Origin of the sequence: Paenibacillus aurantiacus (assembly GCF_042431225.1) — a bacterium.
In the GTDB taxonomy this organism is placed as follows: domain Bacteria; phylum Bacillota; class Bacilli; order Paenibacillales; family Paenibacillaceae; genus Paenibacillus_Z; species Paenibacillus_Z aurantiacus.
In genome coordinates this window covers 69820-93802 of sequence record NZ_JBHMDO010000009.1, presented here as the reverse complement: position 1 = coordinate 93802, position 23983 = coordinate 69820, and the positions used below count along the sequence as shown (strand labels likewise).

Annotated in this window: 17 protein-coding genes; 2 read left to right on the top strand and 15 right to left on the bottom strand. The window is 57.9% G+C overall.

All coding sequences use genetic code 11. The features are described 5' to 3' along the window. Window positions 1-9: 9 nt before the first annotated feature. The 4 genes from ACFFSY_RS04630 to ACFFSY_RS04615 form a co-directional block, all read right to left on the bottom strand. Window positions 10-468 (bottom strand): competence type IV pilus major pilin ComGC, encoded by a 459-nt coding sequence (locus ACFFSY_RS04630; RefSeq protein WP_377490583.1) that lies wholly within the window; start codon window positions 466-468, stop codon window positions 10-12. A 61-nt stretch (window positions 469-529) separates the two neighbouring features. Next, window positions 530-1738: a type II secretion system F family protein gene (locus tag ACFFSY_RS04625; protein WP_377490580.1), complete on the bottom strand. Its 1209-nt coding sequence runs from the start codon at window positions 1736-1738 to the stop codon at window positions 530-532. Next, window positions 1738-2787, bottom strand: a complete 1050-nt coding sequence (locus ACFFSY_RS04620; protein WP_377490577.1) for a type IV pilus twitching motility protein PilT — start codon at window positions 2785-2787, stop codon at window positions 1738-1740. The genes ACFFSY_RS04625 and ACFFSY_RS04620 overlap by 1 nt, the downstream gene beginning before the upstream one ends. Window positions 2788-2806: 19 nt before the next feature. Then, a complete protein-coding gene (locus ACFFSY_RS04615) occupies window positions 2807-4468 on the bottom strand; it encodes a GspE/PulE family protein (protein ID WP_377490715.1) in 1662 nt (553 codons plus the stop codon). 352 nt (window positions 4469-4820) lie between these two features. On the opposite strand from ACFFSY_RS04615, the gene ACFFSY_RS04610 reads away from it, so the two are divergent. Continuing rightward, a complete protein-coding gene (locus ACFFSY_RS04610; RefSeq protein ID WP_377490575.1) occupies window positions 4821-9146 on the top strand; it encodes a DUF5057 domain-containing protein in 4326 nt (1441 codons plus the stop codon). A gap of 117 nt (window positions 9147-9263) precedes the next feature. Here ACFFSY_RS04610 and ACFFSY_RS04605 read toward each other — a convergent pair whose 3' ends face one another. Genes ACFFSY_RS04605 through ACFFSY_RS04595 form a run of 3 tightly spaced genes read right to left on the bottom strand, consistent with a single transcriptional unit; the run spans window position 9264 to window position 12484 of the window. After that, on the bottom strand, window positions 9264-11252 hold the full coding sequence (locus tag ACFFSY_RS04605) for a hypothetical protein (protein WP_377490573.1): 1989 nt from the start codon (window positions 11250-11252) through the stop codon (window positions 9264-9266). A 13-nt stretch (window positions 11253-11265) separates the two neighbouring features. Further along, window positions 11266-11856, bottom strand: a complete 591-nt coding sequence (locus ACFFSY_RS04600; RefSeq protein ID WP_377490571.1) for a prepilin-type N-terminal cleavage/methylation domain-containing protein — start codon at window positions 11854-11856, stop codon at window positions 11266-11268. Beyond that, on the bottom strand, window positions 11840-12484 hold the full coding sequence (locus ACFFSY_RS04595; protein WP_377490569.1) for a prepilin-type N-terminal cleavage/methylation domain-containing protein: 645 nt from the start codon (window positions 12482-12484) through the stop codon (window positions 11840-11842). The genes ACFFSY_RS04600 and ACFFSY_RS04595 overlap by 17 nt, the downstream gene beginning before the upstream one ends. A 217-nt stretch (window positions 12485-12701) precedes the next feature. Between ACFFSY_RS04595 and ACFFSY_RS04590 the strand changes: the two genes are divergently transcribed. Beyond that, on the top strand, window positions 12702-13469 hold the full coding sequence (locus ACFFSY_RS04590) for an endo alpha-1,4 polygalactosaminidase (protein WP_377490566.1): 768 nt from the start codon (window positions 12702-12704) through the stop codon (window positions 13467-13469). A gap of 217 nt (window positions 13470-13686) precedes the next feature. On the opposite strand, the gene ACFFSY_RS04585 is transcribed toward ACFFSY_RS04590, so the two are convergent. The 8 genes from ACFFSY_RS04585 to ACFFSY_RS04550 form a co-directional block, all read right to left on the bottom strand. Beyond that, entirely contained in the window at window positions 13687-14625 is a 939-nt protein-coding gene (locus tag ACFFSY_RS04585) for an NAD-dependent epimerase/dehydratase family protein (RefSeq protein WP_377490563.1), read from the bottom strand. A gap of 6 nt (window positions 14626-14631) precedes the next feature. Next, a complete protein-coding gene (locus ACFFSY_RS04580) occupies window positions 14632-16485 on the bottom strand; it encodes an HD-GYP domain-containing protein (RefSeq protein WP_377490560.1) in 1854 nt (617 codons plus the stop codon). A gap of 127 nt (window positions 16486-16612) precedes the next feature. Next, window positions 16613-17017 (bottom strand): DUF2304 domain-containing protein, encoded by a 405-nt coding sequence (locus ACFFSY_RS04575; RefSeq protein WP_377490558.1) that lies wholly within the window; start codon window positions 17015-17017, stop codon window positions 16613-16615. Then, window positions 17010-17753 (bottom strand): glycosyltransferase family 2 protein, encoded by a 744-nt coding sequence (locus ACFFSY_RS04570; protein WP_377490555.1) that lies wholly within the window; start codon window positions 17751-17753, stop codon window positions 17010-17012. Before ACFFSY_RS04570 ends, ACFFSY_RS04575 begins: the two co-directional genes overlap by 8 nt. Beyond that, window positions 17735-19525: a lipid II flippase MurJ gene (locus tag ACFFSY_RS04565; protein ID WP_377490553.1), complete on the bottom strand. Its 1791-nt coding sequence runs from the start codon at window positions 19523-19525 to the stop codon at window positions 17735-17737. The genes ACFFSY_RS04570 and ACFFSY_RS04565 overlap by 19 nt, the downstream gene beginning before the upstream one ends. A gap of 32 nt (window positions 19526-19557) precedes the next feature. Next, window positions 19558-20430, bottom strand: coding sequence for a DUF3473 domain-containing protein (locus tag ACFFSY_RS04560; protein ID WP_377490550.1), 873 nt, complete (start codon window positions 20428-20430; stop codon window positions 19558-19560). 195 nt (window positions 20431-20625) lie between these two features. Continuing rightward, window positions 20626-21795 carry a carboxylate--amine ligase gene (locus ACFFSY_RS04555; protein ID WP_377490547.1) on the bottom strand — a complete coding sequence of 390 codons (1170 nt, stop codon included), beginning with the start codon at window positions 21793-21795 and terminating at the stop codon, window positions 20626-20628. After that, window positions 21792-23975, bottom strand: a complete 2184-nt coding sequence (locus tag ACFFSY_RS04550) for a hypothetical protein (RefSeq protein ID WP_377490544.1) — start codon at window positions 23973-23975, stop codon at window positions 21792-21794. The genes ACFFSY_RS04555 and ACFFSY_RS04550 overlap by 4 nt, the downstream gene beginning before the upstream one ends. Window positions 23976-23983 lie beyond the last annotated feature (8 nt).

Genomic DNA, 23983 nt, shown 5'->3' with positions numbered 1-23983 from the left:
TACTAAGATCTATGTTGTGGATGGAGATTTGGCAGCCATTATATCTTCTTTTAAAATAGTCACTGGTGTTGCATCAGTAGCAGCACCCGTAAGGACATATTTAAAATTCAAAAGTTGACCCTTTGTATCAAAATTAATAGCTGTTCTAGCCGGATCAAAGGCCTTTTTAGCACTTGGAAGTGTTAGGCCTGCATCGAGGTAACCAGCAGCAACTAATTCAGCAATCGTTACTTCTCCTGCCCCTTTAAAGTCTCCGTTCTGGTCACCAACAACATACAGTCTTGCCGCATCATAGACTTGTCTCGCTGTAGCATAATCAGAGTTTGTACGCGTATTTGAGATAATGTTACCAATCAACGGAACAGCAATTGCCGCAATAATACCAAGAATAACAACAACCGCCAAAAGCTCAATCAGCGTAAAACCCTTCTCATCCTTCTTCAAACGTTTCATTGCTGCTGCAACCATCTTGTATTCCTCCCACATGTTCTCCATCTTTTCGGCCAGCGCACCCTAACTAGCCAATAACTTATGACATTTGCTCGTACAAACTAAACATCGGTAACATAATTGCTGCAACTATCAACCCAACAACACCAGCCAAAAACACCAACAATAACGGTTCAATCAGAGATTTCAATCGGTCGACGGTATTCTCCACATCCATCTCGTAGAAGTCCGCTACCTTTGAAAGCATCAGATCGAGTGATCCCGTCTCTTCGCCAATCGCGATCATCTGCGTCACAAGAGGAGGAAATACCCATGCCTTCTTTAATGGATCTGACAAGGGGTTGCCTTGGCGCAAGGAATCCGCGGACTGACGAATGTATTTGCTTATAACTCTATTATCGACGACCTCTTCGACAATTGTTAGAGCTTGCAGCATCGGAACTGCGCTAGCATACAAAGAGGATAACGTCCGGGACATCTGAGCAATCGCACCTTTTTGCGATAACTTTCCGAATACCGGAGCCTTGAGTTTCACATACGCAATGGCATAAGCCCCTTTTTCCGTACGGCCAGCAACAAAATAGCTAGCTACTAGCGCGACCACCCCTAAGAGCCACAGATACCACTGATTCGAAATACTATTACTCATTGCCATGACCATCTTCGTAATGGTAGGCAACTCAGCATCCATTGAAGCAAACATAGAAACGAACTGCGGAACAACTGCTTTCAGCAAATAAACGACAGCCGCAATCGCCAGAAATCCGACCACCGCTGGATAGGTCAGCGCCGACTTAATTTTCTCCCGCGTCATATGCGCCTTCTCGAAGAATACCGCCAGGCGCTCCAGCGTACCCTCGATATCGCCAGACTCTTCGCCCGCGCGAATCATACTCGTGAACATGGCGGGGAAAATACGCTTATGCTCCTGCACCGCCGACGAGAACGCGTTCCCCTTCAGCAAGCTGGCATGAACGGCGACGAGCGCTTTCTTGAGCGGCTTGCTCTCGGTCTGAGCCGCGAGAATTCCAGTTGCATCCAGTATAGTGACGCCTGCGCGAATCAGCGTCGCAAATTGCCGGCAGTAGACGATGAAATGCTGCGTCTTGACCGGGTTGCCGATGTAAATATCCATCTGCAGGATCGTATGTCGCTCTTCCTCGAGCGACAGCACGATTAGGCCCCGTTTGCGCAGCTCTTCGACCGCGGTCGACTTGTCCATCGCTGAAATTTTGCCCTTCAGCTGCTTCCCGCTGCCGCTCTTCACATGATAAGCAAACTGTGCCATTAGTGAACACCTTCGCTTATATACGCTTTGGCTGTCGTCGGATCAACGAGACCTTGCTGGAGCATCTCCTTGATGGAGGCATCCATCGTATGCATGCCTTGCGCGCGGCCGGTCTGCATGACGCTCTTGATCTGGTGGATCTTCTCGGTCCGAATCAGGTTCGCCACGGCCGAATTGTTCACCATGATCTCCGTTGCGCACATGCGCCCTTGCCCGCCCGCCCGCGGCAGCAGCCGCTGCGAAATGACCGCGACGAGCACGGCCGCCAGTTGGGCACGTACTTGAGCCTGCTGATGCGCGGGGAAAGCATCGATGATCCGGTCGATCGTCTGCGGCGCGTCCGACGTATGCAGCGTCGCGAATACCAAGTGCCCGGTCTCCGCCGCCGTGACCGCCGCCGAAATTGTCTCCAAGTCGCGCATCTCGCCGACAAGGATCACATCCGGGTCTTGGCGCAGCGCAGCGCGCAAGCCATTCGCGAAGCTCCTCGTATCGTTGCCGACCTCTCGCTGGTCGACGACCGACTGCTTATGCGCGTGAAGGAATTCGATCGGATCTTCCAGGGTGACGATATGCTTCTTCTGAGTCCGATTAATATAATCAATCATGGCTGCCAACGTAGACGATTTGCCGCTGCCTGTCGGACCTGTCACGAGGACAAGTCCTTGATGCTTGTTCGCAAGCGTCCCGAGAATCGACGGAAGCTGCAGCTGTTCGAGCGTCGGAATCGCGGTCGGAATCGTACGGATCGCGATGCTCACTCTCCCTCGCTGCCGATAAGCGTTGATCCGGTAGCGGGAGCAGCCTTCCAGCTCATAGGAGAAGTCGACTTCTCCTGCTTGTTCGAAACGCTCCTTCTGATCCGGATTCAGCAGGGCTAAGGCCATGACGCTCGCCGCCTCCGCCGAAACCAACTCTTCGCCGATCCGCTGGAGCATACCGTGAACGCGCATGACGGGAGGCGATCCGACCGAAATATGCAGATCGGATGCCTTCCATTCATGCGATTGGCGCAGCAGGCTAATGATCTGGTCCAAACCTTCTGTCATGCGTCACTCTCCTGCTTCGTTAATGGGATACCGTCTCCCGGAGCACTTCCTGCAGGGAGGTAATGCCGCTGATCGCTTTCTCGAGACCATCATCCATCAGATGGATCAATCCGTTCGCTTCCGCCGCGCGGCGGAGATCTTGAACGGATGTTTCCTGCCCGATTAACTGACGGATCGAATCGTTGACGCTAAGCACTTCATGAATCGCTACGCGTCCACGGTAGCCGGTCTTGTTGCAGTTGCCGCATCCCGTTCCTTTGTACAGCTTGTCCGCCTTGAGTCCGTGACTATTGAGGAAGATCGTCTCCTGCTCAGTCGGCTCATAAGAGGTCTTGCAATCAGGACAGACACGGCGTACGAGTCGCTGTGCGACGACGCCCACCAATGAGGATGCGATCAAATACGGCGCAACGCCCATATCCCGGAAACGCGTAATCGTGCTGGCCGAGTCGTTCGTATGAAGCGTCGATAACACCAAGTGGCCCGTAAGCGAAGCGCGAATCGCAATCTCGGCCGTCTCGGCGTCGCGAATCTCCCCGACCATGACGATATTCGGGTCCTGACGCAGGATCGAACGCAGCCCCGCCGCGAACGTAAGGCCGATCTGCGGATTGACATGTACCTGGTTAATGCCTTCCAGCTGGTATTCAACTGGATCTTCGACGGTAATAATATTAACGTCTTCTTTGTTCAAATGTTGAAGAGCAGAATACAAAGTTGTCGTTTTGCCGCTGCCCGTCGGACCCGTAATCAAAATGATGCCGTACGGCACTTCGATCATCTCGCGGAAGATACGCTGATTATGTCCGCTGAAGCCAAGCTGATCGATCGCTTTCACACCGATACTCAAGTCGAGTATCCGCAGAACGATCTTCTCGCCATGGATGGTCGGCAAGGAGGATACTCGAATATCGACGGTTTTAAAATCGACCTGCATCTTAATCCGGCCGTCTTGCGGGAGACGCCGCTCGGCGATATTAAGCTTGGCCATAATCTTCAGCCGGGCCGTGATAAAGCCCTGCATCTGCTTCGGAATGACCCGTTCCGTCCGTAATACGCCGTCAAGCCGATATCGAATGGCGACGTCGCTCTCACCCGGATCGACATGAATATCGGACACCTGGAGCTGAACGGCCTGCTGAATCATCTGATTCACCAGTCGAACGACCGGCGAGTCCTCGTCCGTAATCTCCGTTTCCCTAATCTCGTCCGCCGTCGTAGGCAGCTCGCCCATAATCTGGGTCATCGAATCCTGAAGCCCATAGTGCCTTGCGATCGCGCGCTGGAGCTCGTCTTTAGATGAGATGGCCGGTTCAATCCGAAAGCCCGTGGACATTCGCAATTCCTCAATCGCGAAATAGTCGAGCGGGTCTGCCATCGCGACTAGCAGTCTGCCTCCGTCTTTCTGCAACGGTATCGCCTGATACCGTCTTGCTAGACTCTCCGGTATGATCTGCGTAATTGACGGGTCGATCTGATACTTATATAGACTTACATGCGGAATACCGAGCTGATACTCCAACACCTCGATTAACTGCTGCTCCGAAATATAACCCTGCGATATAAGCAAGTCGCCGAGCTTCTGCTTCGTTTTGCCCTGCTCTTTCAGCGCCTGCTGAAGCTGCTCCTCCGAAATAACTCCGCTCTCGACGAGTAGATCGCCCAGCCGTTTCTTCTTCACGGTGCTCACGTTATGCTCACCATCCCATCCTTCCAAAAAATAAAGCCATTAAAATAAGTAACCAGAACTAGGGACTTTTGAACCATAACAAACTGTATCGCGACAATGGATTTATTTGGCTAAATAAACATCTGTTTCTATGGCATTAGAAGGCTACAAATATTATATACATATGCCGATAAATATGACAATATTCGATTCTTCTCAACTTAATCTCTATCCTTTGGCTTAGCTTACGATGTATAATAGGGGGGTGCAAGAAGTAGTTCTTGGGAACTGTATCAAACTGTAACATTTTCCTTCTTTGAGTAACAAAATATGGATCAGCGAAATAGTAGTGGAGGTAGTATCGATGAGTACGCGCACGAGGAAGCTAGTTGCTAGAATGCTAATCGTCAGTCTGATCATCACCCTTGTCGCAATACCCGGTCTTCGCCCTAAAGAAGCCTTCGCCGATGAAATCGACATCATCGCGATCAAGGCCGACATCAATTCAAGGTTTATCACGGTGGATTCAAGCGGTGCATTGGCCGCAACAAGCACGACCGCCAATACATCGGCCGAGCTGTTCGAACGAGTCATGCAGAGCAGCAATACCTATATATTGCGTTCAAAGCTAACCGGGAAATATGTCGTAAGGGACACCAGCGTGACTCCCGTCAAACTGAAAGCAGCGGGGACGAGCCCCGGTGACGCGGAGAAATTCACGTTCGAGCGCGCTAACGGCTTCGATTACTTCAAAGCATCCAACAATAATTACGTCACAGCCGAGCGGGATACCAGCGGGGTTCCTCTGTCTGTAAGAACGGGGACAAAGGGCAACTGGGAGAAATTCACGTTCTCGAACAATATCTCCCGAGTGCTGGAAATTACCGATAGCGGCGAATCGGATCTGCAAGCCGTGCTCGGCGGACTGGCCAACGTCACGATCGAGACGATGAGCATGAAACGTTTCGTCGCGCTGCGCGGCGATCTGGACGGCAAATACGACGTCATCTATATCGGCAAAGGGAATTATAATCCTACTTTGGTCGGAAAGCTGCTTAGTTTGTCGACTAGCGAAAGAGAAGCCAAACACGATACGAAAGGCCTCGAGAACGACATCACACAGTTGAAAGCAAAAGAGATTGTCGACTCCTTTGTCCGCAAAGGACAGCTTGTCTATATTTATAACGACAAGTCCAAAAAAGACGGGTTACTCTACCAAGGGTATAAAACAACGGATACGAAAACAAATGTTACTACTTTCACGCCTAAAACCGGCATCTTGTACGCGACGTTTGCTCCGTACGAGACCGTGACCCGAAACAACGTCAAGTTCATCACGCCCTCGGAACTGAATAACTTGGCTGACCAATTTACGACAGGCAACGAACTCCTTTACCAAAAACCGTCGTTTTTCCTGACGAGCCAACCGGAAACTTACACGGCGGAGACAAGCAAGGTTCATAGCCCCGGCGAGCGCATCACCTTCGATTTTACGATGGCTAATTATAGCGACTTCGGCAAGGGCAATTTATCGGCCAACTTGTATATCGGCTTGGATCAAGCCGTCAAATTCAAGGCCGACCAGCAGGTGGCAACCGCGGTTGTGTCCAGCGCCAACGGGTCGATCTCCTACGTGCTGCCACGCGGCTACTCAGGACTGTATTACTGGAAACTCGAAATCGTCGATTCGGCCAGCGAGTTGAAGAGTTACGACACGGGCGTCATCCGTTTCAAGGATAAAACGACCAACCTGCGCGTCCTTCAAATTATGCCCGGCTCGAGCATCGGCAGCCGATTAACGCTTGAAACCAACTTGAAGCAGTCCTATCTGAAGAACTCGGCGCTCGACTACAACATTTCGATTACGTCCGAGACGTTCGATACGTTCAAAAAACGCGACATGACCGCCTTGAACGGCGCTTTCGATATGTTGATCTTCGGCTTCGGCGACTCCTACAATGCTAATTCCGGGATCACGGATACCGCTGCCGCGGCCGTAAGGAAGTTCATCTCCACCGGCCAGAGCGTCATGTTCACGCACGATACCGTATATTCGAGCAACGGCACGCGGAACATCTGGATCGACAGTTTCCAGACCGATTCCGGCCAGATTGAACCGTGGACGAACATGGGTTTCTCCGCCCCGGCAAAATCCAGCACGGTCACGAAAGTAAATGATGGTCTGCTGACCCTTTATCCGTACAATCTCAACAACTCGACGCCAGCCGTCGCGGTGACGCACAACCAATACTTCACGTTGGATCTGGAGGATCCGACGGTCGTCCCTTGGTATAACATTACCGGATCCAAGCGCGATACGGACGATAGCTGGAACCATTACTACACGTACTCGAAGGGAAGCGTGACCTACACGGGAAGCGGCCATACGTCCACCGGCTTCGCCGACTGGGAGCAGCGGCTGTTCGTTAACACGATGTACCGCGCCTTCATGGGTTCCAACCATGCGCCTGAGCTCACCGTAGCCAATCCGATCAAGTACACGACAGAGAGCAACAACTTTATTCCGAGTTACCAGCCGATCGTCATTAACTTCACGCCGGAAGACTACGATTTCGAAGATCGCAACCTGACGGCCGAAATCAGGTTCTACGATGCAAGCGGCAACGAATTGACGAATTTGCGAATTCCGGAATTCACGACGCCTTCCGGGACGGCGGTTCAACGCACGATCCAGAACCCGCTTCCGAACGGCGGCGATCTGAAGATCGAAATTACAGTCAAAGACAAGACGGGCGCCATCGCGCGCGAGACGATTCCGGTGAAGGTGAAGGTCATCTCCTCCTACCTGACCGTGGATCGTACGGTTGCCGGCCTCCTGCCGAACAACCGGATCGAGAAGAACGCCTCCGCGCAGATTACGTATACGCTGACGCCTCGCGCGATTGAGAAGTCGCCGGATATCGATACGTCGACGCTTAAGATTACGAACCTCTCCTTCCGGGAGAAGCTCCCCGTCGGCTTAGATGTCATGGGCGCGCTGCCGGCCGGCATTACGATCGACCGGACGACGCCGAACGGCTATACGCTGACTGGCACACGATCTAACATCAACTATAGCTTGGCGGCAAACGGCAGCAATTTTACCGCTTCGCCGGACACCTTTACGATTACGGTAACGCCGACTCGCAACGGTGCATACACGTTGAACGATTCCGCGTTGACGTTCACCGATGTCGGCGCGAAGACGCCGCTCACGCTGCCATTCCCGGTCAAGTCGTTCGAAGCCATCACGAGGGCGACGAAGATCGACATTGACGATAAGGAGCTCGCGAAGGGCGACAACTACCGGGTACCTGTCGTCACCACGCCGGACGATGCGACGACGCTCCTCGGCTGGACGTCCAGCAATCCTAGCATTGCGACGATTGACGCTTCCACAGGTTATGTACTGGCGCTGGCATCCGGCACAACGACGGTTACCGTCACGGATGCGATAAGCGGCAATAGCGACAAGGCCGTTATTACGGTCATTGAGCGCGGACTCTCGATTAGCGGGCCAGCCAAAGTCTCGGTAGGCGAATCCATTGATTTGACCAGTATGCTGAAAGTTCCGAAGTACGAAACGATTAATGCCGGTTCCGTAACCTGGAGTGTCTTCAACCCGTCGAACGGAACAGAAGGCAAAGGTTCGCTTAGCGGGACAGGCGACTGGGCCAGAACTCTGCGCGGCGAGCAAACAGGTACCGTTAAAGTCATGGTCAGCGTCACGACGACCGATACGATGACCAATGACTCGAGCGCGCGGATCAAACGGTACGATGCCGAGAAAGACATCGAAATCACGCCGCCGGGATTAGGTCTTGCCGCAATTACCAAACCAATCGCCGTCGGCGATCAAGTTCCGCTTGAAGGGCTGTTGAAGTCCACGCTAGGGGGCCTGCTGGGGAATAACATCATCAGCAGCGTTACTTGGAGCTTGAAAGGCACCGACGCCGGCAATAAGGCTAATTTTGTTAATGCCAGCACGGGCTCGAATCTAACGAATACGCTGAATGCCACACAAGCCGGCGACGTGACGGTCGTCCTTAATGTGAAGCTGCTTGGCGGGCTCGTTAATACGAATATTCTATCTGCCGAACTGCCGCTGACGATTCTGAACCGCGTGCCCGACCTAGGCGATCCGATTACGATTGGCGCAGGGAATTCACCCGAACTGCCTTTCACTTGGTCCGGTGCAGGAGGTTCCCCAAGCTTCGCTTATACTCCAACATGGCGAATTGTCGGCGCCGAATCAGGCAGCACCGCCGCAATTACCAATAACGGAACCAACAGCGGCAAGTTAACGACTACTAAAGCCGATGGCGGAATTATGAAAGCCATCGTCTCGATACCGACCCCTGCCGGCCCGGTACTGACAGCAGAGAAGACCATCAATGTCGTCAACTTGTCGCTGCCAGCCCTCACGATGCCGCAAGGCACCGTGAAGGACCTTCGCAAGGCGCTGACTACAGTGAAGGAGCCGCTGCTGCAGGTCGTGCCGAGCACACTGCGCACTGCGTTAATCGATAAGGTTAAATTCAGCAGCGATAATACGAATATCGTTTACTTCTCCCCGGACGGCGACTTGATCGGCAAACGGGCGGGAACGACGACAATCAACGTCACGCTGAACGACCTCAATCTCACGATTAAAGTTAAAGTCACCGTAACGAACACCGACAAATATTAAGCTCTAAAATGCCCAACGGCTGCGTAGGTTCATTCCTGCGCAGCCGTTTTTGTTTGAAGCTGCATGATAACGCAAAAGAGAGGCTGCCACCCCGCCGGTTGACAACCTCTCTTCCAGTTACTTGTTCTGCTCCAGCTTCTTCTTGCCGATCTGCACCCGTACCTTATCGACGCGTGGCAAGCCCGTGCCTTGGTTAAATACGGCGCCGTTATAATCGATGACGAAACGGGCTTGCTGTTCGGTTAAATTGGATTGCGGTGCTTCGAATATAATCTGCGACCGCGCTTCGCCGGTCAGCGGATCTTTTTCGGTTCCAAGCTTCTCGGTCGTATTACCCAAAACAGCATTGACCTCGATACCGGCTCTAGCGAAGAACCCGCCGTGTATCCAGAAGAGCGAGCCCACGCCGTACAATTCCGCTTTTCGGTCCGTATAGAAAAACCCGTCCAGCGTATAATTGCTCGCGCGGTCGTACCCTTCCTTCCCCGTCGAGTTGTCACTTAACGACTGGAACGAATCCACCCGGTACATCTCGATCGGACCATTGGCAATGAGGACGAATACTTTTTGCACCCCGCCCATTGTAACGCCCCGAATCTCGGCATCCATCACGATGTTCTTCGCATCGCCGGTCTGCTTATTCACAGCGCTGCTGAGCGTGTACATCGTAGAGTCGATGTTCATCTTGCCGCTTAACGTGACCTTGCCCACGACCAGGATATTGGCGCGAATGTCGACCGGATCGCTATCATCGTTCTGAACCGTCAAATCGCCATTGACGATAAGCCATTTCTTCTTCTCGAGCGCCGTGCTCTCCATATCCTTATTAGCGAAAATGACGTCCTTCAGCTCTTTGCCAAGCGTCAAATCACCGTCGATAATAATCGGCCCCGTCATGTTCGCAAGTGCCGCTTTCAACTCGTTCATCTGCTGCGTGTATGCCTCTTGCTGCGCCTCGGTCGGGTTCTCCCCCAACGCTGCCGGCTGCTGATACTTCCATTTGCGGCTCGAGTAATAAAATTGATACTGATTCTCTACTTTCTTCATCAGCTCTTTGCCCGGGTCTTGCGTCCAACTGGCCGCGTCGCTGCGATATTGCCGCACCCATTGATCGCGGAGATTCTCATCCAGGCTCCCCGTCGAGTCGAAAGCTTTGTCGACGAACGTCTCGCCGACGTTGATGGACAGGAACTTCTTCGTCTCCGTCTCTTGCACCGACAGCCCATGGAATCGGTGCTTGTTCGCTTCCTCCTCGAGACTTTCTTTCGTCAATGGCGTATAGGGCGGCGTATTCTCATTACCAGCTTGCTCGCGATAGCCGATATTGCCGACGTTCTGGATATGAACCTGTCCCGCTTCCAGATCGGCAGCATCCACGCCGCCGATCGCCGCCGAATCCACATCGCCTGGCTTCACATATAGGAACTGCGTTGGGGCGGCCAGATCCACATTTCCTTTATAATCATAGTTGGCTACGTTCTGGATTCTCAAGTTACGCCCGGCATAGATGTTGCCCTTGAAGTACGGAGAGCCGTTAATAACAACATCGCCTTCCGATGAGCCCATGGCATAATACAGGAAATCGGGGAAGGAGTTCAGTGTCACGTCCTGCGTTAACTTCCGCGTAACCCCGTTGACGGTCGCCTTCGCGGTAATTCGAATCGTGCGCAGGTAGCTTTCCCCGCTGGAATCGACCTTCGCCGGGTCGCAATACGCTTTATTGCGAATCAGCAGGTCCGTGCCCACCGGCGCCCCGTTGGCAATGCATATCCGATCGATTGCATAGCCCGGCGCTTTGTCGGCGTCCAATTCCGACGATTGCGCACCGTAATAATCGTTGTCTATGGCCTCCGAGATGAATTTCTGAATCCCGGCCTCCAATTGTTCCGGCTTGAACGATTTCCCTTCAAAGCGCGTAATAATCCGGGCAAGCGCTTCGCTCAATGCTTTGTCGGCTAGATGCAACGTTTGCACATTATCTTCGCTCTTCTGGCTGCGCATCGCTCCGCCAACGGTCGCGCCCAGGATGGCGACACCAAGTAGTGTGAAGAGCAGCAGCATGAAGACCACGAGCAGAAAGGCGGAGCCTTTTTCGTCGCGTATCAATCGGTTCTCCCCCTTAAAATCCGAACTTGCTTTCCAGCACAAGGTCGTGGTTCTCGTCGGCATACACTTGACGAAGCTTCAATTGGATCTCGATCAATCCGCTGCTGCAGGCCGTCTTCGACGTATCCGAGCAGACGAGGCGAATATAGGAACCTTCCTTCCAGTTCGCATCCGCGTTCACGACAAGCTCCGAGTCCATCGTTACCTCCTCACTCCCGGTAACTACCCCGTCTTTGTTGATTTCTTTGAAAATCAAAGCGTTCTTCGCGGAATCGTCGCTATAATCGAAGCGGATTTCTTCCGAATTGAAGCCGGTTAGATTCAGCTTGATCGTCTGCCGGTACGCATCCGTCTTCGCTTGCGCGATGTTGTCGGGGCCGTAGGTGTAGAGCTTCGAAATGATCGACGACATGATCAGATCGCCTTCGTCTCGCAAGCTGTTCTCGATCCGGATCTTGTTGTAGGCGCTCATGCCGAATGTAATGGAAGAATAGAGGATTCCCAGCACGACGGATAATAACGTGAGCGACGCGATGAGCTCGATCAGCGTAAGGCCCCGCTCGTCGCGAGCACGTTCGCGAAGTCGGTTAACGAATGCTCTCATCGGTGATGTATCCCTCCACTTCCGTTTGATCCCGTTTGGTCTTTACCGCTTCGACGGTGCCGTCCGCATTGACCTTCTCTTCCAATACCGATACTTTAATCGGAATCAAGTAATCGCTGATCGTCTGCGCTTCGGTCGCCTCTCCGCTGACTAGGCCCGTTCCCCCGGATGTACCGTTGGCTTTCAACGTTTTGTATAAATTCGGCTGGTAGCTGATTTCCACGCGATACTGGATCCCGTTAATATTCGGATGCAAGATCGTGGCGAGCGTGCTCGTGTCCGCGCTCCCGTTGCGGATCAATGCCCGATACCCCGCGCATAGGCCGCTGCTGCACCCATCCGGACTGATGACCTTCCGCTTCTCGCCGGACGGAAGCGTCTCCTGTGCGACCTGGAAGTAGCCGCCAAGCTCGTCGAAGACGGCTTCCTTCTGCATATAAAAAAGCGTGTTCCGCGCCAGATTAACCATCACCGTCTTGCTCTGGTTCCCCTTCGCGTACGACATCGCGTTCACGAAGAACGAGGTGAGCGTAAGTCCCGCGATCGCCAGCACGACGAGACAGGCCAATATTTCAACCAGCGTAAATCCGCTCTCGGCATGCGTCTTTTCCTGCTCGTTACTTTGCATGCTGCTATTCATCCTTTCTTGCAACCGTGCTCCTAGAAGGGTAATCTATACTCATTCGACACATAACGACAGATACCTCGTGGCTCCAAAGTCCTTCGAGCAGGTAATAAACACCGAATGAGGGAAGAAGATGACGCGCTACCGGCAAGGGCCGCAAGCGCGTTCGGAGTTGAGCGAACCAAGGGCCTCTACAATTCAACTAAAGGAAGGTCTCTCCATGCGACTATTCAACCTATTCGCCAAATCATCCCGTCTCGGACCAGTTCATTCCTTCTCTATTTATTACGGTATTTCAGATCCCGAAGTGAAGAGAAGGCTGGCCGCGACGAACCTTACCGTCATCGAACCGAGACAGTGGCAAGCCGAGGACATACGGGCGATTCGCGAGGCGGGGACGGACGTATACGGCTACTTGTCCGTGATGGAGACGCCGAAGTGGAACGCGAGGCGATGGGACGCGATAACGGAGGAGATGCGCTTGCTCGTGAGCGGACAACCCGTTTATTTCGAACAGTGGGACGCCGAATTGATGGATCTGCGGTCCGCGGCCTATCGCGCGCTGCTGCTGGCGGAGATCGGGGAATTGACGTCGCAAGTGCCGCTGGATGGCCTCATGCTGGATACGGTCGGGGACATCGAAGAGTATGTGCCGGAGGCGCTTCAGCCCGCGATGGGCGAGGCGTATAAGACGCTGCTGGAAGCCGTGACCGCCCGTTATCCCGGGCTGCGTCTGCTGCAAAATCGCGGTTTTGCCCAGCTGGAGGCATGCGCCCCGCTGCTGAGCGGCATGCTGTGGGAGGGCTGGAACGGTCATGAAGCCCGCGGCGAGTGGGTGCGCCAGCGTGTGGAGCTGCTCCGCCGGCTGCGCAAAGGCGGGCTCGGTCTGCTCGCGTCATCGGCCGATCCGTCGCCGATCCATGGGGAGACGGCGCGCGAGCACGGCTTCGTGCATTGGACGAGCGCTTCGGATCTATATGGCGTATAGAGTGAAGCGGCAGAAGGTTGCTTCCGCACCGCGCAGAGCCCAATAAGACCGCGTAACCTGCCCTTCCGCGACCTGAGCCACCAGCGTCATGACCACAGGCGACCTGAACCATCAGTAACATAAGCGACCAACGACCTGAACCGCCGCCGATTCGCCCAACGCGAATAAGACCACGCTCGTCCCGCCCGGACACGTGGTCTCTTCTTCTTCCAACCCTCTAGCTCTGCGCCGTGACGCCATCTCTCGCACGCTCCTCCTCCAGCATCTCGGCCAGTCCTTCCCGAAGCGAATACGTCGGACGCCAATCCAGCGCGGTCGCCGCGAGCGCGTTGTCCAGCAGGCTGTCGCGGATATCTCCCGGCCGACCCGGCATGTACTTCGGCGCGAACGGCTTATCCATCAGGCCGCACATCGTGCGCAGCAGCTGATTGATACTGGTGGGGATGCACGAGCTGACGTTAATCGTGCGTCCGCCGCCTTGGGTCAGCGCGGCGATATTCGCGGCCGCGACATCTTTGACATAGACGAAATCGCGCGTCTGCTGCCCGTCGCCGAAGATGACGCACGGTTCATCCTTCCGCAGCCGCGAGGCAAAGATGGACACCACGCCGCCCTCGCCGCGAGCGCCCTGGCGCGAACCGTACACGTTGCTGTACCGCAGGATGGTGTAGTCCATGCCGCTAGTCTCCGCCGCGACGCGAATGTACTGCTCCGGCGCGTATTTGGAGATGCCGTAATACGACTGGGGCCGGATCGGGTGGCGCTCGCTTAGGAGCGCGCTGACGGGGTTGCCGTACACTGCCGCGGACGACGCATAGACGAGCTTGCGCGCGCCGCCGGCTCTGCACGCTTCAAGGACGTAGATCGTCCCGGTCACGTTGTTGGCTGCATCCTTGTCCGGCCGCTGCATCGACTGGGCCACGGACACGGAAGCCGCTTCGTGCAGCACCACCTCCGGGCGGAAGCTTCTGAAGACGTCCGTCAAATTCGGATGCAGCAGATCCAGCTCGACCCATTCGGCGTCCGGGTGCACATTGCGGCGATCCCCCGTGCTCAGGTTGTCGACGACGAGCACGCGATGCCCATCCGCGATTAACCGGTCCACGATATGCGAGCCAATAAAACCCGCTCCTCCCGTCACAATGACGTTACTCATCCTGCCTCAGCTCCTTGTCGCGGTCTCCGTATATACAAAGCACGTCTCGCACACCTTGCCATGCGATTTGCAGTTCACGCCTTCCTCTCGGGCAATCACGAAGCAATCCTTGTCATCCCGCTGATAAGCCGGACATTGCCGGCATACGTCCGAAGGCGAGCACAGCATATCCCAGCAGGCTCCAAGCGCCCGTCCGCCCAGCTGCGGGCCGCCGCGCTTCTCCGCGAACCAGCCGACGAACGCTTGCACGATATCCGCGTCCAGCTGCGAACCGGCGAGCGTCTCGAGCGAGCGGATCGCCTCCTGGAACGGCATCGGCTCGCGGTATTTGCGCCCGTTGATTTTGGCCAAGAACGTCTGTACGACGAATAATATGCGCGAGCCGACCGGAATCCGGTCACCGCGCAGACCGGCCGGATAGCCCTGCCCGTCGATGCGCTCGTGATGATAGCGGATCATATCCGCTACTCGCTTACTGCCGAGCGTCATCTCGGCGATGACGGCGCCGACTTCCGAATGAAGCTTCATCGTCTCGAACTCCAGCTCCGTGTAGCGGCCTTCCTTCAAATACAGCTCCTCCGACAAGCCGAGCACGCCGATGTTGCTTAAGTAAGCCGCGGTGCCGATGTCGCGCACGTGGTCGTCGGCCAAGCCGAGCCGCTTCGCAATGATAATCGAATACCGGCTCATGAGCTCGGAGTAGCCGACGGTGAACGGGTTCAAATCGTCGATCGTGCCTGCGAGCAATTTGAGAAACTCCGCGTATGTATGGGCGAACGGCTTCATCCGCTCTTGGATCGCGAGCAGCTGCGCGAGCTGGCGCGTCATCGTCTTGAACGTCGTGCGCAGCTGCGCCTCGGACTGCTCGTTCATCGCGTGGCGATGCAGCCCGCCGACGAAATACGCCCGTTTCCCCGGCATCGGCAGCCGGCCGGCGAGCAGGAACCCTTCGCTAATGCCCCCTAGCAGCGACACCGCTTGTTCGAACTCAACATCATCCTTGCCCCATAGCGTCAGCTCATAGGATTCGATCAACTGAAGGAGCAGCGACGTATTCGCCATATCGGAGAGACTGCGCTTCACCGCGTCCGACCAACCGAAGAACATCGGCATCGATACCGCGCCCGCCTCGACGACGAACAAACAACCGCCCGTCAGGCCGAGCGCGCTCGCGGACATGCCCAGCGCCTTGCGCACAACCGCTTCGGGGTCCATCGCCATCGTGCTGATCGCCTCGAGCGCGGCGCGCGACGTCTCGACGATGGACGCCTTGCGGTCCATCCGGTCCGACTCGGCCAGCACGTCCAGCAGATGCGGAAGATCGGCGCCGACGGACCCAAGCAGGAACGACTGCCGGCGGGAAATGGAGCGGACCGGGCCGATCCGCACCAGCCCCCGCGTGCCGACCGGCATGTTGTAGAGCGGCACCGCGCCTTCGCTCACGAGGCCGGTCGTCCGCGCGAGGGCATCCGCCGGTATCGCGAGAGGCGGTTGGTAACGCTCTTTCTCATAGGGGGCAAGCCCGCTGTACGACGGTCCGATTTGGCCCGGCCCTTCGCGCCGATAGCGGACGGCCTTCAAGACGAATGTCTCGCTCCCCGCTTCCTCCCGGATGTAGAACGTATAGCTGTCCACTTCGATCATCTGGCTGATCGCCTCCAGGAACAAGCTCAAATTGTTCGCAAGTCCCGCTTCGGGCTGGATGCGCTTGACCAGCTGCTCGAGATGCGCCGAACGCGTCAGCCGAAGGCGTTGACGACGGTTCGCGAAGGCGAGCCAGCTGAGCGTCAGCAGGGCCGCGCCCAGCAGAATCCCCAGTATGATCGATGCGGATAACGTTGCTTGTCCCGAGTGCTCCAAAGACGCGGCCTCCTTCCCCTACCTAACGCACGTACCTATCGGCCAGATCGCACGTTGTTATCTGCATGCGGCTTTCCCCGCTGGCAGCAACCTCTAAGGTATGTTTACTCCCTCGTATTGCCCCGTCTTACTGCAGCCACTCCCGCTGGGCGGGCGGCTCGCGCATGAGGGAAGCCTGTCGCTTCGCGCGCGCCAGCTCCTCCTGTTCCAGATCGCTGATCGCGATATGCTGCGCCATCTGCCGGATTTTCTCGTTCATGATCGACAGCTGAATGGAGAGATGCAGCACCATGATCAGCAGAACCAACGTCGATAGCAGGAATAGCAGCGTCGGCGGATAGTCGATGCCAAGCATCCGCGCCAGATGATTGAACCAGCTCGGATATGCCGATAATCCCAAAATAATGGCGGCGCTGAGCAGCCAGACGACCGAATTGCGCGCGCTAATCTTATGCCGCAGCAACAGCCCGATAATAAGGCCGGAGAACGCGAGGCCGCACAGGAGAACGAACCATCTTAGCATGTCATGCATGGGCGTAGGCCGCCTCCTCGCGGGTCATTTTGTGGCGGATCAACACGATTAGAATACTCAGCAGAATTTGACACATATAGATGACCGGCTTGATCCCCGCATGCATGGACACGCCCGCCTCGCGCTGCTTCATCCGCGCCGGCACCTCTTTGATGCTGAACTTCATCAGGATCTGCTGGATCAAAATATCCGCGTCCGGGAAGTCGGCCGGGAACCGGTCGCGGACCGAATAATAGCTGAACACCCGGCTGGATACGCCCCTGAGCCCCGATGTCGGATCCGAAATGCGCTTGCCGGTCAGCTGCCGGATGAGCATGCGGAAGAAGCGGATGCCCGCGCCTTTGATGACCCCGGTCTCGAAGGTGCCGTCCTTGCGGACGAAGCGGGAGCCCATGACGATATCCGTGCCGCCCCGCTCGAGCTCCGCCATGATCAACGGCAGATCCTGCGGGTTGTGCTGGCCGTCGGAGTCGAACTGAATGATGAACGGATAGCCGAATTTCATCGCATATTTGTACCCGGTCTGCAGGGCGGCGCCGTAGCCGAGATTGCACGGATGGGACAGGACGACCACCTCGGCATACCGTCTTGCCCGCTCCTCCGTCCGGTCGCGCGAGCCGTCGTTAACGACCAGAATATCGATCGCAAGCTTCGCGGCCAGCAGCTCTTCGAGGACGCGGCCGATATTGGCCTCCTCGTTAAAGGCGGGGATGACGATTAGAAAACGGTTTTCCATGCTCCGGCACCTCCTTCAATCGTTTTGCCGCGCTTTCTTACCAGCAGCCAGCCGATCAGCAGCGCATTAAGCGTCCACCCCGCGCAAGAGCCGTAACCAAGCGCCGGGGCCCCATAACGCGGCACGAGCAGCAGGTCGAACCCCATCGTAAAAGCCGCGGCAACCGCGTAAATCAGCACGCAGTCCCGCAGCCGGCCGATCGCAAGAAAGTAGCGCAGCCCGATCGCCGAGACCGCTTGACCGACGACGCCAAGCGAGTAGCCCGCGAGCAGATCGGCGGTCATCCGGACGGAACCGGCGCCGAACGCGCCTCGTCCGAAGAGCAGCTCGATGACGAAGCCGCGAAGCGCGAACAACAGCGCGGCGGCTGGCAGCAGCACCGCAAGCGTCCCCAGCAGCGCGCGCAGCACCTCCGCTCTCGCCCGCTCGCCGGCGGCTGACCCGCGAAGTCCCGGCCCGTCCGTCTGGCGCGAGAGCGAGGGCAGCAGCACGGCCGTGACCGCGGACACGAATACCCAATTCGGGAACTGGGCAACGCGGTACGCATAACCCAGCGCCGTGACCGTGCCGGACGCAAGATTCGCGGCAACCGCGCGCTCGAACGCATAGCCGGCCTGCATGCACAGCGTGAGCAATAGCAGCGGCGCCATGCCGGAGTAGACGGCTCGCAGTCCCTCCCTGGTCGCCGCCGAAGCGTGGAGCGACTGCTCAGGCACGGGCGCGAATGCGCGGTTCGCCGTCTGGATCGGCGGATACGCCTGGCCGGCGGCCTCTCGTTCGCGGATGGGCGACTGTACCATCGTCTCGATCCGCGGATGCGGCTGGCCGGCAGCGCCTCGTATGCGGACAGGCGGCTGTGCTGACGTCTCGATCGACGGATGCGCCTGGTCGGCGGCCTCTCGTTCGCCGATGGGCGACTGTGACATCGTCTCGATCCGCGGATGCGCCTGGTCGGCGGCCTCATGTTCGCGGACAGACGGCTGTGCCGACGTCTCGATCGGAGGATGCGTCCGGCCGTCGGCCTCTCGTTCGCGGACAGACTGCTGTGTCACCATGTCCGAGGCCGCGCCTCTAGCGGATGAACGAGTTGGCCGGCGCGTCGCCGCAAGCGACATCAGATACAAGCACCGGTAACGTAGAAGACCGGCCATCGCGACGACGCCGACCAATATCGCACCTGCATACACGACCGCCCCGGTCGTCCGGTCAACGTTCAGCAGTCCGCACCCGATGACAGCCGCGAGCATCATCGCGTTCGGCAGCAGCGGAGCGGCGGCGGCGGCGTAGAATGAACCGGCCGCCGCAAGCGCGGCGGTGTACGCCGCGAAGATCGGAAAGATGGGCAGCGCTGCAAGCAGCGGCCAATAGAGGACGGCCCATGCCCGGTAATCCGATCCGTCACCCGGCGCTCCCTGTCCCAGCATACGGAATACGCCCTCTCCGCCTGCCCACAGGACAAGTGCGACCGCCGCGAGCGCGGCCGACGAATGGATCGCGAGCCGCCTTGCCATACTCGCGAAAGCCGGATAGCATCCTTGCGACCACAGCCGGGACAACGCCGGCACGGCGGCCACCGAGACGACGGCGGCGATCAGATTGTAGCCAATCGTCTCCGGCAGCAAATAAGCGGTGTTCAGCAGATCCGCCGCGCGCGTGGTGCCGAAATACGCGGCGAACGCGAGATCCTTCGCGAACGCCACTCCCGCGCCAGCCAGGTTCACCGCGGTAACTCCGCCGACAAGGAAGACGCCGCGAGGGATCCGTAAACGCAAGCGCCCCGTTCGCTCGTCTGCTCCCGCCCCGTTCACGTCGCCGCCCCGGCCGCCGGGGTATACAGCTTATGAATCGGATACGTCTGCTCCCGGATGAGCTCGCCGAGCGGCGCAAAGGCGAAGTCGCGCAGCAGCCGCGTCAGCTTCGGCTTCATCGCGGCCAATCCGTAGTACTGCACGAGTCGAATATGCGGCGGAGCAGGAATACGCGGCTGTCCGAGGTCCAGCTCCCACGGATGCAGGTAGATCATCCCTGGGCGGGAGCGGTTCACCCGTTTTAGCGCCCATTTCACAACCCCGTACGGAAGCGCCCGCAAATAGAAGCCGCCCGAGAACGGGACGGTCACGCCGTTCACTTCCGCCACCGAAGGCGGGAACTCGGTCAGCCCGGTCAGCCTGCCGTTCACCTGCGGCCGGAACGGGGCGCGCGGCGCGCCCGCGACGCCGGATAGCGGCGTGCGGAACGGCTGCAGGCTCGAATCGCAGCGGAATCCTTCCTCGGCCAATATATGCAGCGCCTCGTACCGCTCGGGAGAGATCGACCACGACGGCGCCCGGTACAGCTCCACCTTGCGCCCGGTAATGCCCTCGAGCACTTCCTTCGAGAAGCGAATATCCGCCCGGAATTCCTCCAGCGTCTGCGAGGTGACCAGACGATGCCAGCCGCCGTGCGACGCGATCTCATGCCCGCCGCGCGCGATGTCCGCAACTAGGGAGGGATGACGCTGCGCGACGCAGCCGAGGATGAAGAACGTGCCGCGCGCGCGGTGATGCGCGAACAGCTCGAGCACGTCGGCCGTGCTTTGCGCGACCCGGTCCTCGTAGCGATGCCACTGATCAGGCGAGATGTTCAGCCCGTTCGTCATATAATAGTCTTCCACATCCACGGTCAACGCGTTCAGCATGTCGCTTCCCTCCCATCGTCACGGTTTCGCCTCTCCCCTTAGGTCTGCCGCTTCTTCGACCTTATGCGTCGGCTCCCGCTGCTCGCATCTCCGCTTCTTTCTAGCCGATCCCGTATTTCTGCTTTATCCGATAACGGACCCGGTGATTCCTGCAAGCGGCGGAAGACGCCCCCTTGCATCCGAACGACCGATGCGCTAACGCTTGAACAGCTTGCGCCACATCCTTGCGTCAAGCGCATACCTGGCGCAGGCAAGGCCGAATCCCGCGGCCGCGAGCGGATCGCGCCGCGACAGAATATCGTCCTCGACCGGCCGGCCTCCTTTGCCGAACAGGGGCGGATCGAGCCCTCGCCAAGCTCCCGTCGATATTGCACGCAGCAGGTCGCCCGGCAGCAAATTGCGCGTCACCTGGCCGATGGCGTACGATGTGATCGGCGTTACTCGTTCGCCAAGCGCGAGCCGGTAATGCAAATAAGGAAAATCAACGCCGGATTGGATCGCCAGATGCAGCGAATTCCAATAGCGCGGATTGATCTCCATCAGCTTCAGCCGCCCGTCGCGCGGGTCGCGCATCCACTCCGCCTCGGCAACGCCGCGCCAGCCGAGCTTGGCCAGGAGCGCGGCCGCTTGTTCGGCGAGCTCCGGCATCGCGATGCTCTCTTGAACCGTGCTCGGCCCGATGTCCGCCGGATAATGGCGCACTTCCCGCTGCACGAACGAAGCGACTACGCGTCCCTCCGCGTCGAGCAGCATCGCCGCGTCCAGACGCTCGCCCGGCGGTATGTATTGTTGAATCATCGGGGGCAGGCCGCCGGCCGCCGCTTCTCTATAAGCTGTGCCAAGCTCCGTCGCATTATGAACGAAGCGGATTCCTCTCGATCCGGAAGAGTGACGGGGCTTGATCACAAGCGGGAACGCTTCGCTCGAGGCGATGGCCGCAAGCTCCTCTTCGCCCCCCGGCAGCCAGGTGAGCGGCGTCTCCATGCCGAGCGAGCGGGCCGCGAGGACGGTCTCGTATTTGTCCGCCGCCCGGCGGAATGGCTCCGCCTCCGGCTGCAGGAAGCTTGCGGATACGGCCAGACGCTCCCGGTGCGCGATCGTGACGCCGACCGACGCTTCGTCCATCGGCAGAAGGACGAGGCCGGGCATCTTCGCCGCCGTCTCCAGCAGCCATGCCGCATAGTCGGCCGGCTGTTCGACCGGATGCGGGCTGAGCAGACGCCCGGCGCAATATTTGGAGAAGCCCGCCGGCGTCAAGCGCGTCGACTCCGCGGCATAGACCGGGATGCCCTTGGCGCCGAGCGATCGCACGGCAGCCAGCGATTTGCGCAGCAGCGCGTCGGTGACAAGCGCGGGCGCCTTCATGATGTGCTCCCCCACAGCCGCCGGTAGTTCTTATCTTTCGCCTCCGGCCGCTCGATATACCAGATTCGGATATGCGCATCCTCATAGAAGACCGCGGGCGGGCCGTGATGAGCCGAATAGACGCGCAGCCAGTCCGCCAACAGCCGCCACTCCTCCTCGTGCTTGGCGTACCGTTCTTCCTCCAGCTTCCCATAGATGATCAGATTCGTCGGCACGTGGAACACCTGCTTCTCCTCCACGATGAACACGGTGGAAGTTAGATTGGGATCGGGAGCGGTTTGCCCATACCGGGTAAGCCCAGGCAAGGCGGGATCATACGCATCCACCAGCGTGCGCACGTATTGATGCCAACCGATGCCGTACACGAGCGAATAGCCCTCCTCCTGCGAGAACATCGTCCACGTATGGAGCGGCTGCTCCCCCGCGATGCGCAGATACTGGCGGAACATGCTCTCCCAGTCCATTTTGTACGTGACGATCGGACCAGGCGCAAACGAGACTGCGACAATTAGCAGACTAATTGCCGCCGCGGCAGCTTCGAGCGCCGGACGAAGCCGCCAAGCGCCGAATATCCGCCATGCCGACCACCACGCGAAGCCGGCCGAAAAGCAGATGCTAAGCGCCCATAGCGCCTGTGTACGGGAGGCTAGCACGACGCTGCCTGTCAGATAAGGCGCGATGTAATAGAGCAGGAAGGAGGCGGTTCCCATGCCCACCGCGAACCATTCCGCCAACCGCCGATCGCCGCGCTTCCAGCTAATGAGCAGGGACGCCGCGATGACCGCGAGTGCGGCTAAGCCAAGCTTGTCCGCCCCTGTCAAAACCGGAATGGCAGCGACCGTCGTGCTCGTCAGAAATTCGGTCGCGCTCTTATTCATTGGGACGCCCAGCCATAAGCCGATCTGAATCGGGGCGTACGTCGCGACGGCGGTAATGGCCGCTGCCACCGCTGCCGCGCCGATCGCGCGCCATTGCCGGGTCTCCTTCACCAGCATGGCGGCGATCAGGCAGACGCCTACGCCCATCCCGGCGTACGCGAACGCGAGCGAATGTGCGAATCCGGCGACCGAAAGTCCCGCCAAGGCGGTTCGAAAGGCCAATCGCCCGCCGGTCTTGAAGTATCGCAGCAGGAAGTACAGCGACGGGAAAACGAAAACGAAAGCAAACTCCTGCGAGTTGGTGGCCGCCTGCCGTTCCCAGTCGCCGCCGAACAGGAACGGCCCGCCGAAGCTGTGGACCGCCGCCCCGGCGATGCCGGCATATGGGCTGCCGGTAAGTCGCGACAGCGCGAAGTAGAACCCGGCCGACGTCAACACGCCGCATAGCGGACCCGTGTATTTCAGAATGTAGAGCGGATCGATCGCGGCGAACTTGCTCAGCAGCGAAAGCGTAATATGAAAGCCTTGCGGATACAGACCGTCATGGAACAGCAGCCGAGCGTTGATGTATTTCATCCAAGCTAGCGTGACGGCGCCATCCGAGAGCGCAGGAGCGGCATAGTGAACCGCGTCATGAAAACGAATGTAAGCGCCCGCCCCAAGAACGGCGAGCAGCAGCACGTTCGGTGCCCAGCCTCGCAGATGCCTGCTCCAACTTGCGCTTCTCCATCCGCCGGCCTGTTGCCCGCCGGCAGCGGGGCTGGCATCGCCATTGCCACCGGGAGCAGCCTCTCTCATGGCAGACCGTGTCACGCCGGATGCGGCTCGTTCTTCCGCGCATCGGCTTCGGACTGCGAGATTGTTCGACGCATGCCCGTTAAACGTTTGCGTACTCGACGATCCCCCATCAGCCTCGCGGAGTACGATCTCCTCTCGAACGGCACGCCGCGTTCCGGTGACTTGCCGATGCCTCCACCGCCATGGCCGGCTCAGCCGCAGGCGCATTCCCCCGTCGAACAGCGCGTAGAAGCTTAGGGTCAGCTTCCGCGCCGCGGCCGCTCTCGCCTCCTGGCCGCCCCGCTGCCACAGCCGCCGCGCGCTCAGCAGAATCAGCACCGCCGCGACCGCCATGAACTCGTACAATTTGAGCGCAACCAGGACGTAGCCCATCACGATATAGACGCATGCCGCTTTCATGAACAGCGCGTAGACGCCAGCCAGACGGTCGCCCGGGTCCGTGCGCAGGAACAACCGCGGCCATAGCAGGAACAGCACCGCGCAGGCGAACGCGTAGTGCGTCATCGCGTATA

Excerpts from the sequence above, each read along its gene's own strand:
- ACFFSY_RS04630 (WP_377490583.1), bottom strand. The coding sequence starts at position 468 with ATGGTTGCAGCAGCAATGAAACGTTTGAAGAAGGATGAGAAGGGTTTT.
- ACFFSY_RS04620 (WP_377490577.1), bottom strand. The coding sequence starts at position 2,787 with ATGACAGAAGGTTTGGACCAGATCATTAGCCTGCTGCGCCAATCGCAT.
- ACFFSY_RS04595 (WP_377490569.1), bottom strand. The coding sequence starts at position 12,484 with ATGCAAAGTAACGAGCAGGAAAAGACGCATGCCGAGAGCGGATTTACG.
- ACFFSY_RS04590 (WP_377490566.1), top strand. The coding sequence starts at position 12,702 with ATGCGACTATTCAACCTATTCGCCAAATCATCCCGTCTCGGACCAGTT.
- ACFFSY_RS04610 (WP_377490575.1), top strand. The coding sequence starts at position 4,821 with ATGAGTACGCGCACGAGGAAGCTAGTTGCTAGAATGCTAATCGTCAGT.
- ACFFSY_RS04570 (WP_377490555.1), bottom strand. The coding sequence starts at position 17,753 with ATGGAAAACCGTTTTCTAATCGTCATCCCCGCCTTTAACGAGGAGGCC.
- ACFFSY_RS04575 (WP_377490558.1), bottom strand. The coding sequence starts at position 17,017 with ATGCATGACATGCTAAGATGGTTCGTTCTCCTGTGCGGCCTCGCGTTC.
- ACFFSY_RS04625 (WP_377490580.1), bottom strand. The coding sequence starts at position 1,738 with ATGGCACAGTTTGCTTATCATGTGAAGAGCGGCAGCGGGAAGCAGCTG.
- ACFFSY_RS04585 (WP_377490563.1), bottom strand. The coding sequence starts at position 14,625 with ATGAGTAACGTCATTGTGACGGGAGGAGCGGGTTTTATTGGCTCGCAT.
- ACFFSY_RS04555 (WP_377490547.1), bottom strand. The coding sequence starts at position 21,795 with ATGAAGGCGCCCGCGCTTGTCACCGACGCGCTGCTGCGCAAATCGCTG.
- ACFFSY_RS04600 (WP_377490571.1), bottom strand. The coding sequence starts at position 11,856 with ATGAGAGCATTCGTTAACCGACTTCGCGAACGTGCTCGCGACGAGCGG.
- ACFFSY_RS04560 (WP_377490550.1), bottom strand. The coding sequence starts at position 20,430 with ATGCTGAACGCGTTGACCGTGGATGTGGAAGACTATTATATGACGAAC.
- ACFFSY_RS04550 (WP_377490544.1), bottom strand. The coding sequence starts at position 23,975 with ATGACGCACTACGCGTTCGCCTGCGCGGTGCTGTTCCTGCTATGGCCG.